At 71.6% G+C, this 12,692-nt stretch carries 13 protein-coding genes and 1 riboswitch; of the genes, 4 read left to right on the top strand and 9 right to left on the bottom strand.

What is annotated here, in order from left to right; all coding sequences use genetic code 11:
* Positions 1-98: 98 nt before the first annotated feature.
* The 6 genes from JNO54_RS04290 to JNO54_RS04265 form a co-directional block, all read right to left on the bottom strand.
* Complete coding sequence (locus JNO54_RS04290; RefSeq protein WP_204142783.1) at positions 99-1,352, bottom strand: ABC transporter substrate-binding protein; 1,254 nt, start codon at positions 1,350-1,352, stop codon at positions 99-101.
* A 65-nt stretch (positions 1,353-1,417) separates the two neighbouring features.
* Complete coding sequence (locus tag JNO54_RS04285) at positions 1,418-2,557, bottom strand: branched-chain amino acid ABC transporter permease (protein WP_204142782.1); 1,140 nt, start codon at positions 2,555-2,557, stop codon at positions 1,418-1,420.
* Positions 2,550-3,437: a branched-chain amino acid ABC transporter permease gene (locus JNO54_RS04280; RefSeq protein WP_204142781.1), complete on the bottom strand. Its 888-nt coding sequence runs from the start codon at positions 3,435-3,437 to the stop codon at positions 2,550-2,552. The genes JNO54_RS04285 and JNO54_RS04280 overlap by 8 nt, the downstream gene beginning before the upstream one ends.
* The gene (locus JNO54_RS04275) at positions 3,434-4,297 is read right to left on the bottom strand and encodes an ABC transporter ATP-binding protein (RefSeq protein ID WP_204142780.1); all 864 of its coding nucleotides are present in this window, start codon (positions 4,295-4,297) and stop codon (positions 3,434-3,436) included. The genes JNO54_RS04280 and JNO54_RS04275 overlap by 4 nt, the downstream gene beginning before the upstream one ends.
* Positions 4,294-5,073 (bottom strand): ABC transporter ATP-binding protein, encoded by a 780-nt coding sequence (locus tag JNO54_RS04270; RefSeq protein ID WP_204142779.1) that lies wholly within the window; start codon positions 5,071-5,073, stop codon positions 4,294-4,296. The genes JNO54_RS04275 and JNO54_RS04270 overlap by 4 nt, the downstream gene beginning before the upstream one ends.
* A 105-nt stretch (positions 5,074-5,178) precedes the next feature.
* Entirely contained in the window at positions 5,179-5,643 is a 465-nt protein-coding gene (locus tag JNO54_RS04265) for a hotdog fold thioesterase (RefSeq protein WP_204142778.1), read from the bottom strand.
* A gap of 274 nt (positions 5,644-5,917) precedes the next feature.
* Here JNO54_RS04265 and JNO54_RS04260 point away from each other — a divergent pair, with 274 nt between their 5' ends.
* Positions 5,918-6,118, top strand: a complete 201-nt coding sequence (locus JNO54_RS04260; protein ID WP_204142777.1) for a hypothetical protein — start codon at positions 5,918-5,920, stop codon at positions 6,116-6,118.
* A gap of 77 nt (positions 6,119-6,195) precedes the next feature.
* On the opposite strand, the gene JNO54_RS04255 is transcribed toward JNO54_RS04260, so the two are convergent.
* The 3 genes from JNO54_RS04255 to JNO54_RS04245 form a co-directional block, all read right to left on the bottom strand.
* Positions 6,196-7,059: a C40 family peptidase gene (locus JNO54_RS04255; RefSeq protein ID WP_204142776.1), complete on the bottom strand. Its 864-nt coding sequence runs from the start codon at positions 7,057-7,059 to the stop codon at positions 6,196-6,198.
* A gap of 1 nt (position 7,060) precedes the next feature.
* Positions 7,061-7,243, bottom strand: a riboswitch (cyclic di-AMP (ydaO/yuaA leader).
* Between the two features lie 132 nt (positions 7,244-7,375).
* Complete coding sequence (locus JNO54_RS04250; protein WP_204142775.1) at positions 7,376-8,077, bottom strand: iron-dependent transcriptional repressor DtxR; 702 nt, start codon at positions 8,075-8,077, stop codon at positions 7,376-7,378.
* Positions 8,078-8,676: 599 nt separating this feature from the next.
* Complete coding sequence (locus JNO54_RS04245; RefSeq protein ID WP_204142774.1) at positions 8,677-9,321, bottom strand: MFS transporter; 645 nt, start codon at positions 9,319-9,321, stop codon at positions 8,677-8,679.
* A gap of 62 nt (positions 9,322-9,383) precedes the next feature.
* Here JNO54_RS04245 and JNO54_RS04240 point away from each other — a divergent pair, with 62 nt between their 5' ends.
* The 3 genes from JNO54_RS04240 (at position 9,384) to JNO54_RS04230 (ending at position 12,676) form a co-directional block, all read left to right on the top strand.
* Positions 9,384-10,148 carry a hypothetical protein gene (locus JNO54_RS04240; protein ID WP_204142773.1) on the top strand — a complete coding sequence of 255 codons (765 nt, stop codon included), beginning with the start codon at positions 9,384-9,386 and terminating at the stop codon, positions 10,146-10,148.
* Positions 10,145-11,425, top strand: a complete 1,281-nt coding sequence (locus JNO54_RS04235; protein WP_204142772.1) for a hydroxyacid-oxoacid transhydrogenase — start codon at positions 10,145-10,147, stop codon at positions 11,423-11,425. The genes JNO54_RS04240 and JNO54_RS04235 overlap by 4 nt, the downstream gene beginning before the upstream one ends.
* 135 nt (positions 11,426-11,560) lie before the next feature.
* A complete protein-coding gene (locus tag JNO54_RS04230; protein ID WP_204142771.1) occupies positions 11,561-12,676 on the top strand; it encodes a citrate synthase 2 in 1,116 nt (371 codons plus the stop codon).
* Positions 12,677-12,692 lie beyond the last annotated feature (16 nt).

Below are 12,692 nucleotides of genomic sequence, written 5' to 3'. Positions count from 1 at the left end.
ACACTACCCGCGCACTTGCCAAGGCAAGGATCCAGGTTCACCACACGAAGCGGCCTCCGTCCATCGGGACGGAGGCCGCTTCATCGTGCGGGTGGCGATCAGCCGCCGAAGCCCTCGGAGATCGTCGCGGTGAACGGCTCCTTGACCACCTTCAGGCCACCGGGGGTCTGGGCGTCGACGACGGAGATGTAGCTGTCCGTGGTCGGGAAGGCGTCACCCTTGGAGAGGTCCATCGCCGGCATCACACCGTCGGTCTGGACCTCGGTCAGGGAGCGCAGAGCCTTGGCGACCCCCTCGCGCGACAGGTCCTTGCTGTCGCACGCGGCCTGGAGGGCATCGCCCATGACCTTCGCCGACGCGTAACCGTAGTTGACGTACATGGTCGGCTTGCCGTCGGCGTGGGCCTTGTCGTAGGCCTCCTTGATCGCCTTCGAGCCCTCGCTCTCGCCCGCGTACGGCTCGTACGAGGTGGCGACGTAGAGGTTCTTCTCGAGGGCCGCCTTCGCCGGGGTGTCGAGGAGCGCCGGGTCGAAGCCCGGGCCGTTGACGAGGAAGGGGACGTCCAGGCCGGCGGCCGAGGCGACTCCAGCAGCGGAGGCGGTCTGCTTCGGACCCGCGCTGACGAGGATCGCCTTGACCTTGTCGCCGACGAGGGTGTTGACCTGGGCGGAGAGGTCGGTGTCGGTCGGGGCGATCTCGATCTTCTTGACCTTGAGGCCGAGCTTCTCCGCCGCGTGCTCGCTGCCCTTCATGGCGTCGAGACCGAGGTCGTTCTTGAAGCCGATGTGACCGACGGTGTCACCCTCCTTCAGCTTGCCCTCGGCGACGAGGTAGTCGAGACCGTTGATCATGTCGCCGGCGTAGGAACCTCCGACGAGGACGAGGCCGTCCTTGCCCAGCCAGTCGTGGGACCACGTGGCGGGGATGGCGGTTGCCTTCTTGGCCTGGAGCTGTGGCTGCAGCGCACCGACGATCGGTGAGCCGAGGATCTGGACGAAGCCGGCCACCTTAGGCTCGAGCTCGGCGAACTGGGTCGTCGCCTGCTGCACGTCGTAGGCGTGGTCGCGGACCTCGATCTTGACCTCGCGCTCGCAGATGCCGCCGTTGGCGTTGACCGAGTCGAAGTAGAGCTGGTTGCCAGCAGTGAGAGTCTTGCCGAGCGGACCGAAGACCTTGGTGAGGTCGCTCATCACGCCGATCGTGATGGTGTCCTTGGTGACCCCGGGACCGGTCTTGATGCCCCCCTCCTCCGTGTCGCCGGCTGCGGTCGACTTCGAGGAGCAGGCGGTGGCGGTGAGTGCCAGGGCCGCGACCGCTGCGATGGTGCCGGTGGTGCGTCGGTACTGCGTCATGGTGGTGCCTTTCGGTGTGGCCGCCCTGGCGGGCGGTGGTATGTGGGGGTAGGGGACGAAGGGGGTCAGGCGCGCCGAGGAAGTCGAGCCCGCAGCCTGCGCATGAGGGTCCCGAGGCCTCCGGGTTCGAGAACGATGACGAGCACGATGGCGGCGCCGAAGACGAAGGTGGCGAGCATCTTGGCGTCGAGTCCCCCGGAGCCGGTGGGCGCGAGGAAGGGGAGCACCGAGCTGTACTTGTCGAGGACGAGTGGCAGCGCAGTGACGAAGAAGGCGCCGAGGACGGTACCCCCGACCGAGCCCAGACCGCCCACGACGGCCATCGCGAGGTAGAGGATCGACAGCTGCAGACCGAAGTTGATCGGGCTGATGATCTGGAAGGCGAGGGCGAGGAGCACTCCGCCGGCGCCGGCGAAGAGAGACGAGAAGCTGAAGACGAGGGCCTTGTACCCGCGGACGTTGATCCCCATCGACCGGGCGGCCGAGGAGTTGTCCCGCATGAGTTGCAGCGCCCGCCCCGGGCGACCACGGACCACCCGGTGGGCCATGATCACGGCGACCAGCAGGGCGACGACCGCGAGGTACCAGAGCCGCTCGCGGGCCCCGAAGGGCACACCGCCCACGACGAGCGCCGGGTTCTCGCCGGAGAGCTCGAAGCCGAACGCAGCGAGCGGCTCCACCGAGCGACCGTTCTCACCACCGGTGACCGGCACAGCGTTCTTCCACACGTGCTCGCCGATGAAGACGAGGGCGATCGAGGCGACGCCGAGGTAGAGACCGCGCAGCCGCGCAGCCACCGGGCTAAAGACGAAGCCGGCAACCCCAGCGGCGAGCACCGCGACGACAGCCCCGAGGAGGGGTGGAAGACCCAGCCCGGTGTACGAGCCGTCTCCCCCGCGCTCTCCCGCGAGGAAGGCGTATGTGTACGCCCCGACAGCAATGAAGAAGGCGTGGGCGAGCGAGAGCTGCCCGGCCGTCCCGACGAGGACGGTGAGGCCCACTGCGGCGACGGCTGCTGCCATCGAGAAGATCCCGATGATCAGCCAGTCGGCTGGCGCGTAGAAGGGCACCAGCAGGACCGGGACGAGGAGGAGCCAGCGGCCGAGGCGCCACCAGCGCGGCGCGTCCTCCGAGGTGAGGGTGGGCCGCTCTGCAGACTGCTCTGGGGCGATCGGTGCCGAGGTCGGCGCTGCGTGCTCAGACACGGTTGAGCTCCTTCGAGCCGAACAGACCAGACGGTCGGAAGAGGAGGAATACGAGCATCACGATGTAGGGCGCGACGATGCTGAACTGACCGCCGAGCACCGGACTGATGGAGGAGTCGAAGCCCTGGACCAGGCTCTGCGTGACCCCGACCACTAGGCCACCGACGACTGCTCCCTCGAAGGAGTCAAGGCCGCCGATGATGATCGCGGGGACAGCGCTCAGCGCGAGGAAGTGGGCCGTGTGGTCCAGACCTGGGCTCGGGCTCCCGGCCAGGAAGACACCGGCCAGGCAGGCGAGCCCACCACCGATGGCCCAACTGGCCATGGCGACCCGCCGCTGGCTAATGCCCATGAGTGCCGCGGTCTCCGGGTCCTGAGCACTGGCCCGCATCCGCACCCCGAAGTCGGTCTTGGTAAACGCGACGAAGAAGATGGCGATGATCACGAGCCCGAGGCCGGTAGCCCAGAGTCGCGCGACGGGGAGCGTGGTGCCCAGCAGCGTCACCGTGTCCGCGCCCCAGGGGTCGCGCATGGTGATGTACCGGTCGCCGATCCGACGGGTAAGTTCCTGTGCCAGGATGATGTCAAGACCGATGGTGAGGATGGTCAGCACCAGGTGGTCCGCCGCACGGGCAAGGCTGACGACCCGCTCGGCCACGACCGAGAGGAGTGCGGCCACCGTGATGCCGACGGCCAGAGCCGGCCAGAAGCCGAGTCTCGGGGAGACCGACGAGACCACGAAGGCCCCGAAGAGCATGATCGATCCCTGGGCCAGGTTGATGACCTTGGTGCCCTTGTAGATCGCGACGAAGCCCAGCGAGATGAGGGCGTAGATCGCCCCGAGCGACAGCCCGAGGAGGACGAACTGAAGGACTCTCATAGGGGCTGCTCCTCGGTCGTGCTGGCTGGTGCGTCGGCTGGGGCCCTGGAGGGCTCGTCGAGGAGCTCTTGGGCCGCCGCGGCCTGCTCGTTGGAGGGCTGGTGGCCGAGGTACGCCGCGATCACGGCGGGGTCGTTGCGGATCTCCTCCGGGGTGCCGTGGGCGATCCCTCGGCCGAAGTCGAGGACGGTGATGTGGTCGGCGATCGCCATCACCACCGGCATGTCGTGCTCGACGATGAGCACCGAGATGCCGAGGTGCTCGCGGGCCGACATGACCAGCGCGGCGATGTCCCACTTCTCGAAGGGGGGCATGCCGGCAGCTGGCTCGTCCAGCAGGACAACCTCGGGCTCACTGGCCAGGGCTCGTGCGATCTCGAGGCGCTTCCGGTCGCCGTAGGAGAGCGTCCCGGCCTCCGAGTGCAGGTGGTCGCCGAGACCCACGAAGTCAGCGATCTCGGTCACCCGCACCCGGTGCCGACGCTCCTCCGCCCGCACCTGAGGCAGACCGAGCGCGGTGGTGATGAAGCCGGCCTTGGTCAGCCGGTGCCGCGCCACCATGAGGTTGTCGAGGACCGAGGCGTGCCCAGAGATCGCGATGTTCTGGAAGGCCCGGCCGATCCCTTCGTCAGCGATGCTGTGCGGGGCCATGGCGGTGAGGTCGACGTCCCCGAAGGTGACCCGGCCCGCGCTCGGGCGGTAGTGCCCGCTAATGACGTTGAAGGTGGAGGACTTCCCGGCGCCATTGGGGCCGATGACCGCGTGGATCGTCCCCGGCTCCACCGTGAAAGACAGGTCGTCGAGCGCACGGACACCACCGAACTGCAGCGTAACGTCCTCCAGGGACAGCGGACGGGTCATGCCGACCACCGCCCGATGGCCGCGCGGTCGAGCTCGAGGCGGCGGTCCTCGTCACCACCGGAGCCTCCGAGGTAGAGCTCCTTGACCTGGTCGGTCGCGCGCAGCTCGCTCGTCGGTCCGGAGAGGACGACGGCGCCCTGCTCGAGCACATAACCGTCGTCGGCCACGGAGAGGGCCATCGCGGCGTTCTGCTCGACGAGCATGACCGTCGTCCCGCGCTCGCGGATGACCTGGACGATCTCCCCGATCTGCTCGACGATCTTCGGCGCGAGGCCCAGGGTCGGCTCGTCGAGGAGCAGGAGACGAGGGCGACTCATGAGACCACGACCGATGGCGAGCATCTGCTGCTCACCGCCGGAGAGGAGGATGGCGCGCTGCGAGCGACGGTCAGCGAGGACGGGGAAGAGCTCGTAGACCTCGGCGCGGACGTCATCGGCGCGACCCTTCGTGGCGGCGGAGCCGGCGCTGAGGTTCTCGTCGACCGTCAGCTCGGTGAAGACCCGGCGCCCCTCGGGCACGTGGGCGATGCCGCGCCGGACGATGGCATCGGCGCTCAGGCCTCTGAGGTCGTCCCCCTCGAGCGAGACAGATCCCTCGGAGATCCTCCCGCGGCGGAAGGGCAGGACCCCGGAGACCGCCCGCATGAGGGTGGTCTTGCCGGCGCCGTTGCCGCCGACCACAGCGGTGATCGAGCCCCCTCGGACCGTGAGGTCGAGCTGGTGGAGAGCTGGCGCGCCCTCTCCGTAGAGGACGGTCACCCCGTCGAGCTTAAGCATCCGTGACTCCGTTGTCGGACCGGTGAGGTGCGGTGGACGCTAGGTCCGGCGAGGCGCCGAGGCGCAGCGGTCGTGCCGCTGGACGGCACACGAGCGCCATGACTCTCACGCCAGCCCGTAGCTGCTGGGCGTCTCGACGACCGCCATCGTGCAGCGCGAGGCGCAGACCGCCCGGCCCTGCTCGTCGGTGATGCGGACGTCCCAGACCTGGGTACGACGACCGATGGCGATCGGCCGAGCCACCCCGGTGAGCAGCCCGTCGAAGACCGGGCGGAGGTGGTTTGCGTTGATCTCCATGCCCACGCAGTGGTACTTCGTCCGGTCGACGGCGAAGATCGCTGCCCAACTGGCGCAGGTCTCGGCGAGGACGACGGAGGCCCCCCCGTGTAGCGCCCCGGCCGGCTGGTGGACGCGCGGCTCGACCGGCATGGTCGCGACGAGGTAGTCCGGGCCGAGCTCGACGACCTCGATGCCGATGTGGCCGTTAAGGACCTGCGCGCCGCGCCTGTTGGCCTCGTCGATGGAGGGGTTGCCCCACCAGATGGCGGTGTCTGTGGTCGGTGCAGTCATGACGCGAGTCTGGGCAGCCCCGGGGGCATGGTCTCGCCCTCGTGCCGCCAGGTGGCACGCGGCCGGAGCGGGCCAGATGCCCGGCCCTCTTCGTCACTCGCGGGCCGAGCCTTCGGCCCCATCCGGGCGACCGTCCCCTCTACCCGTTACCTTCTTCGTGCCCTCGATGATGGGGGTGCTGGTCGCCGTAACCGCTCGACCCTGTGGGCCGCGTGCCGCTGGCAGGGTAGGACCTGAAGGATCCCAAGCAGAGGACATCGACCTGACCCAGCCCATGGACCGCACCCCGGACCCGAAGCGCACCGGCGAGCCCTTCGAGGCGAGCACGAGAAGGTCGACCCCGAGGGACGTCATCGACGGCGAGCAGGACCGTGGCGGCAAGGTCCCGGCGGAGCAGTCGCCCGGTCACGACCACGACAACCCGGACCAGCCCGACGAGGTCCACCCGACGTTCCAGGCCGACGACCCGAGCTGACCCAGCGTCCCCACCCGTGACGAAGGGCGGCGCTCACCCGGTCGGGTGAGCGCCGCCCTTCGTGGCGTCGAGTCGGGTCAGCCGACCCGGCCGTAGCCGGAGACTCCGCTGAAGATCGGGCGGATCGAGATCGAGCTGCCGGTGCGCGGCGAGTCGATCATCATGCCGTCGCCGACGTAGATGCCGACGTGCCACGAGGGCGAGCCGAAGAAGACGAGGTCACCGGGCTGCGGGGTGCTCACCGGGGTGGTGGCGGCCTGCTGGGCGGTCGTGACGCGCGGCAGCGACTTGCCGGCCTTGGCGAAGACGTACTGGGTGAAGCCCGAGCAGTCGAAGCCGGCCGGGGTCGACCCGCCGTAGACGTACGGGGTGCCGATGTACTGCTTCGCGATCGCGATGACGTTGCTCGACGACGCGGCCGGGGCGGCGGGAGCCGGGGCGGCGGGAGCCGGCGCGGCAGCCGCCGGGGCGGGCGCGGTGCGCTGCGAGGAACGGCTTGCGGGCTGGCCGGCGCGAGGCTCGCTCGCTGCCTGCTCGGCAGCGGCCTGCTCACGCGCCGCCTCCTCGCGAGCAGCCTGCTCGCGGGCAGCGCGCTCGCGGGCGGCGATCTGCTCGGGGGTCGGACCCTTCGGCTTCTCCACGGCCGTGATCTCCAGCTCGCCGAAGCCCATCTGACCGGCGACCGGCGCGGTGGTCTCGGGAGCGGCGACGGCCGGGACCGCTGCGGCGACGGTGATCTCCTGGCCGCCGTCTGCCGGGGCCGGGTCGGCGGGGGCGGCCGACGCGGGGATCGCGATCGCGGCGACGAGCCCACCGGTGGCGGCCAGGACGGCCGAGCCCTTGGCGAGCGGGGTTGCCGCGTCGGAGACGATGGAGGTCAGCTCGGCGACCGGGCTGTACCGGACGGGGGCGCGGTGACGCCCGTGACTGCGCTCAGACACGTTTTTGCCTCTCAGCGCCTACGAGGTGAGCTGTCGGGTTCGGGCGGAGGTCACCCGGTCCGTCAGGTGCCGGTCTCCCGGCCCCTGGAGGACTTCACCCCGAGGAGCGAGCCGTGGCTCGCCCCGAGAGTGGGTCCCCCGCTCCTGCCTTGCTGTGCTTCAGGGGCGTCGGCCACGGTGGCAGGACTCGGCGGTCCGTGGTGACGGTCCACCCAGGGGGCAGGCGGACTCCGGCACCGTACACAGACCGTCGTCGAATGTCACGTCAAGGTAACGGTGGCCGACGACGCAGCCAGCTCGAGGCGTCGACGCGTCCTCAGACCCGCTCGACGAAGACGTGCACCGCGACGTCCCGCGGCAGGGACACCCCTTCGCTGTCCGCCCCGCCCTCGCGGACGATGACGATCCGGTCCTGGTCGGCCCGGACGTCGACGGCCGCTCCCGGCCTGACCTGGGCCTGGGTGAGCAGCGGCAGCGCCGCCTCGTCGACCTGCACCGGCTCTCCGAGCCGACGGACGACGAAGGGGCCGGAGAGGCTGTCGTCGACAACCTCGACGAGCGTGTGGAGACCCTCGCGGAACTCCTCGTGCTCGCCCTCCCCCAGGAGCTCGTCGAGCCCGGGGATCGGGTTGCCGTAGGGCGACTGCCGGTGCTCACCAAGCAGTGAGACGATCTTGCGCTCCACCCGGTCGGACATGACGTGCTCCCACCGGCACGCCTCGTCGTGGACGTACTCCCACTCCAGGCCGATGACCTCGGTGAGGAGCAGCTCGGCCAGGCGGTGCTTGCGCATCACCCGGGTCGCGAGGGCGCGCCCCTCGTCGGTGAGGACGAGCCGACGGTCAGCACCGAGGTGCACGAGCTCGTCGCGCTCCATCCGGGCGACAGTCTGCGAGACGGTCGGGCCCGAGTGCCCGAGCCGCTCGGCGATCCGGGCACGCATGGGCGGGATGCCCTCCTCCTCGAGCTCGAAGATCGTGCGGAGGTACATCTCAGTGGTGTCGACGAGATCCTTCACAGGCCCGATTCTGCCTGGCGGGTCAAGCCTCGCGTCGGCCGAGCCGCCTCCGGTCGGCCTGGAGCACCCACCACGTCACCCACGCCGAGCCGGCCAGGCCGATCCCGCCGAGGACGAGCGCGGCCGCACCGATGCTCACCAGCCCGGTGAGCGCGGAGACCGCGAGCGCCCCGCCGGCGTTGCCCACCTCGCCACAGAAGCGCCACCCGCCGAGGAACTCCGAGCGCCCGACCACTGGCGCGTTGTCCGCACCGAGCGTCATGACGATGCCCGAGCCGAGCCCGTTGGCGACCGCCATCGCCGACGCGACGACCACGAGCCCCACGAGGTCGCGGGCCAGCGGGAGCGCGAGCATGGTCGCGCCGAGGAGGAAGGTCATCGGGCCCGCCACCGCCACCCGCCCGAAGCGGTCCATCGCCCACCCCGCCGGGTAGACGAGGAAGAGCTCGACGAACCCGGCGACCGCGAAGGCCGCCGAGCTCTCGACGCCACCGAGCCCGATGTGCGCCGCCCACAGCGGCAGGATCACCAGACGGGCCTGCCGCAGCCCCGAGATGACGACCACCCCGACGCCGAGCGTGAGCAGGAGCCGGGCATGGTCACGCAGCACCCGGAGCATGGACACACGCCCCGTGGCGTCCACCCGAGCCGCCGCGGCCCGCTCGTGCGAGCCGGTGATGTCGGGAGTGAGCACGACGATCGCCAGCGACAGCGCGGCAAAAGCCATCGCCACGACGAAGGCGCCCTGCAGGCCCCAGGCCGCGACCGCCGCACCACCGCCCGCCGGGCCGAGGAGCAGACCGACCCGTATCGACCCCCCGAGCAGCGACATCCCGCGCGCGAGCCGGCGGCAGCACGTCGATCATGAAGCCCTGCCGCGCGAGGAAGAAGACCGACGACGCGAGCCCGGCGAGCACCATCCCCAGCCCCATGAGCGGCAGCGTCGGCGCGAAGCCGGCGAGCCCGATCGCCACGACGTCGGCGGCCGCCCCGAGCGTCAGCGCTCGCCGCTCCCCCAGCCGGGCGACGAGGGCACCGGCGGGCAGCGCCCCGACGAGCTGGCCGATGCCGATGAGCGCGACGACCAGACCAGCGGTCGCGAGGTCGGCCCCGAGATCCTGGTGGGCCCGCAGCGCGGCGACCGGGAGCACCGCCCCCATCGCCGCCCCGTTGGCCACGGTCGGCCCGTAGGCCGGCAGCGCGATCGCGCGCCAGGCGAAGGGGGCCGAGGGCGAGGTGGGCATCGGCGACATCGTCGCAGGCAAGGGCGCCTCGAGCCGGGTCTGTTCGTGGCTAGGGTGCGGTCATGACCTCACCGACGTCGTCGCCGACCATCGTGGACCCGGCCCACCAGGGACCCCCCGGCTGCGGCAACGGCGGCTGGGTCTGCGGGCTCGTCGCCGACCGCCTCGACGCGCTGGCCCCCCCTTCGTCCGGCCTCCCCGCCGCCCAGGTCCGGCTCTCCGCCCCGACACCCGTGGGCTCCCCGCTCACCTGGGAGGTCGACGGCGAGGCCGGTGACGAAGGGGTGACCGTGCGCCTCCTCGCCGGGGAGACCGTCCTCGCGACCGCCCGGCGGGCGCCGGCACCTCCGCTGGAGGCGCCCCCGTCCGTCGACCTCGGGACCGCCCGGGCCGCGGCGGCCACGGTCGACCTCGACGGGCACCCCTACCCCGGGTGCTTCGTGTGCGGACCGCACAACACGGACGGCCTGCATATCTACGCCGGGCCGGTCCCCGGCCGTCCCGGCGTCGTCGCCGCCCCTGTGACCCTGCCCGACGCCGACCTGCCGACGCTCAGCGCGGCGCTCGACTGCCCAGGCGCCTTCGCCGTCGGGTTCGGCGAGGACACGCTGCTGCTGGGCACCTTCGTCGTCGAGGTCCACGACGACGTGCCGGCGGGACGCGAGCTCGTCGTCGTAGGGTGGGATGCGGGCAGCGAGGGACGCAAGCGGCACTGCGGCACGGCCCTGCTCGACGGCGAGCGCGTCGTCGCGTCAGCGGCCTCGACCTGGATCGTCGTCACCCGGGAGACCATCCCGGGGACCGCCCCCGCCCGAGGAGAGTCATGAGCGAGACCGTCTTCACCTACGCCGCGCCGAGGCTGAAGTTCGGCTCCGGCGCGATCACCGAGATCGGGCACGACGTCGCCGCGCTCGGGGGCCACCGCGTCCTCGTCGTCACCGACGCGGGCATCGCCGCCGCCGGGCACCCCGAGCGGGTCGCCGGCGCGTTGCGGTCCGCCGGGCTCGAGGCGGTCGTCCACGACTCCGCCCGGGTCGAGCCGAGCGACGCCTCTCTCCGGGCGGCGCACGAGCGCGCCGTGGCGGACGGCCCCTTCGACGCCGTCGTGGCCCTCGGCGGCGGGTCGAGCATCGACACCGCCAAGGCCGTCTCGCTGCTGCTGAGCAACCCGGGCGAGCTCATGGACTACGTCAACGCGCCGGTCGGCGGCGGCCGGGCCCCCGAGCGGCCGGTCCTGCCGGTCGTCGCCGTCCCGACGACCACGGGCACCGGCAGCGAGTCGACGACGATCTGCGTGCTCGACGTCCTCGACCTCCACGTCAAGACCGGCATCAGCCACGAGCGTCTCCGCCCCGTCCTGGCCGTCGTCGACCCCGACCTCATGCTGAGCCAGCCCGCCGGGGTCACCGCGGCGGCCGGGATGGACATCCTCTGCCACGCGCTGGAGTCCTGGACGGCGCGGCCGTACACGTCCTACGAGCGCAAGCGGCCCGAGCAGCGCGTCCCCTACTGCGGTGCCAACCCGATCGCCGACATGTGGGCCGAGCGGTCCATGCGGCTGCTCGCGAGCTCCTTCCGTCGGGCGGTGGCAGACGGCTCGGACACGGTCGCCCGGGGTGAGATGGCGCTCGCGGCAACCTTCGCCGGCCTCGGCTTCGGCAACGCCGGCGTGCACATCCCCCACGCCGACGCCTACCCGATCGCCGGGCAGGTCCACGACCTCGCCACCGACTTCCGGCCGGAGGGGTACGACGTGACCGAGCCGATGGTGCCCCACGGCATGGCGGTGGCCCTGACCGTGCCCGAGGCCTTCGCCTTCACCTTCGACGCCGATCCGGCGCGGCACCTCGCGGCGGCCGACCTCCTCGACCCCGACCGGGATGCCGGCGGGGAGGGCCCGGGCCGCCTGCCGGCCGTCCTGCGCTCGCTGATGCGGGACATCGGCATGCCCTCCGGCCTCGCCGAGGTGGGCTACACCGACTCGCACGTCGACGGGCTGGTCGAGGGCGCGGTCAAGCAGGAGCGGCTGCTGGCCACGGCGCCCAAGGAGGTGCGGCCGGAGGACCTCGCCGCCGTCATCCGGGGCTCGCTGCACCACTGGTGACGGCACGGGGCGGCACCGGCTCAGGCTCTGGACCCCGGTGGATCGCTGCCCGGGCGCTGGGGCAGAGTTAGCCCGTGGCGCGGTGCCGCGCCACCCGCGGCGATCGCCGCATCACCGACACCTTGTGGAGGGCTCATGACGGACACCGAGGTCAAGCACGGTCTGGAGGGCGTCGTCGCCTTCGAGTCCGAGATCGCCGAGCCGGACACGGCGGGGGGTGTCCTGCGCTACCGCGGGGTCGACCTCAACGACCTCGTCGGCCGGGTCTCCTTCGGGCGGGTCTGGGGCCTGCTCGTGGACAACGCCTTCGACCCCGGTCTGCCTCCGGCCGAGCCCTTCCCGCTCCCGGTGCACACCGGCGACATCCGCGTCGACGTCCAGTCGGCCCTCGCGCAGCTCGCCCCTGTCTGGGGCTTCCAGCCGCTGCTCGACATCGAGGACACCCAGGTCCGTGAGGACCTCGCCCGGGCCTCGGTCCTCGCGCTCTCCTTCATCGCCCAGTCGGCGCACGGCCAGTCCACCCCGATGGTCCCCCAGTCGGAGGTCGACAAGGGCAAGACGATCGTCGAGCGCTTCATGATCCGGTGGCGGGGCGAGCCCGACCCGGCGCACGTCGAGGCGATCGACGCCTACTTCATCTCCGCGGCCGAGCACGGCATGAACGCCTCGACCTTCACGGCCCGAGTCATCGCCTCGACCGGCGCCGACGCCGCCGCGTGCCTGTCGGGCGCGATCGGGGCACTCTCCGGTCCCCTGCACGGCGGAGCCCCCTCGCGGGCCCAGCACATGATCGAGGGAGTCGAGCGCACCGGCGACGCGACGCGGTACGTCAAGGACGCCCTCGACCGCAAGGAGCGCCTCATGGGCTTCGGTCACCGCGTCTACCGGGCCTACGACCCGCGGGCCGCGGTGCTGCGCGAGACCTGCCGGCGCCTCGGCGCGCCCCGCTACGAGGTCGCCCTCGAGCTGGAGAAGGCCGCGATCGCCCAGCTCGGCGAGCGCTACCCCGACCGCAGGATGGAGACGAACGTCGACTACTGGGCCGCCGTGCTCCTCGACTTCGCCGACGTGCCCGGCGAGATGATGACGCCACTCTTCGTCTGCGCCCGGACCGCCGGCTGGAGCGCTCATGTCCTCGAGCAGAAGCGCACCGGTCGCCTCATCCGCCCGAGCGCGAGGTACGTCGGCCCCGGCCCTCGCCCGATCGAGGACGTCGTCGGGTTCGACGGCATCTCCGCGGGGACCCTCTGATGGGACAGGCCGCAGC

This window comes from Janibacter endophyticus (assembly GCF_016888335.1).
In the GTDB taxonomy this organism is placed as follows: Bacteria; Actinomycetota; Actinomycetes; order Actinomycetales; family Dermatophilaceae; genus Marihabitans; species Marihabitans endophyticum.
Note: the sequence above shows the minus strand (reverse complement) of the source record. Positions and strands in the feature narration are given on the sequence as shown.

Coding starts and splice junctions, on each gene's coding strand:
- JNO54_RS04290 (WP_204142783.1), bottom strand. CDS start 1,352: ATGACGCAGTACCGACGCACCACCGGCACCATCGCAGCGGTCGCGGCC.
- JNO54_RS04245 (WP_204142774.1), bottom strand. CDS start 9,321: ATGCCCACCTCGCCCTCGGCCCCCTTCGCCTGGCGCGCGATCGCGCTG.
- JNO54_RS04230 (WP_204142771.1), top strand. CDS start 11,561: ATGACGGACACCGAGGTCAAGCACGGTCTGGAGGGCGTCGTCGCCTTC.
- JNO54_RS04235 (WP_204142772.1), top strand. CDS start 10,145: ATGAGCGAGACCGTCTTCACCTACGCCGCGCCGAGGCTGAAGTTCGGC.
- JNO54_RS04280 (WP_204142781.1), bottom strand. CDS start 3,437: ATGAGAGTCCTTCAGTTCGTCCTCCTCGGGCTGTCGCTCGGGGCGATC.
- JNO54_RS04260 (WP_204142777.1), top strand. CDS start 5,918: ATGGACCGCACCCCGGACCCGAAGCGCACCGGCGAGCCCTTCGAGGCG.
- JNO54_RS04265 (WP_204142778.1), bottom strand. CDS start 5,643: ATGACTGCACCGACCACAGACACCGCCATCTGGTGGGGCAACCCCTCC.
- JNO54_RS04240 (WP_204142773.1), top strand. CDS start 9,384: ATGACCTCACCGACGTCGTCGCCGACCATCGTGGACCCGGCCCACCAG.
- JNO54_RS04275 (WP_204142780.1), bottom strand. CDS start 4,297: ATGACCCGTCCGCTGTCCCTGGAGGACGTTACGCTGCAGTTCGGTGGT.
- JNO54_RS04270 (WP_204142779.1), bottom strand. CDS start 5,073: ATGCTTAAGCTCGACGGGGTGACCGTCCTCTACGGAGAGGGCGCGCCA.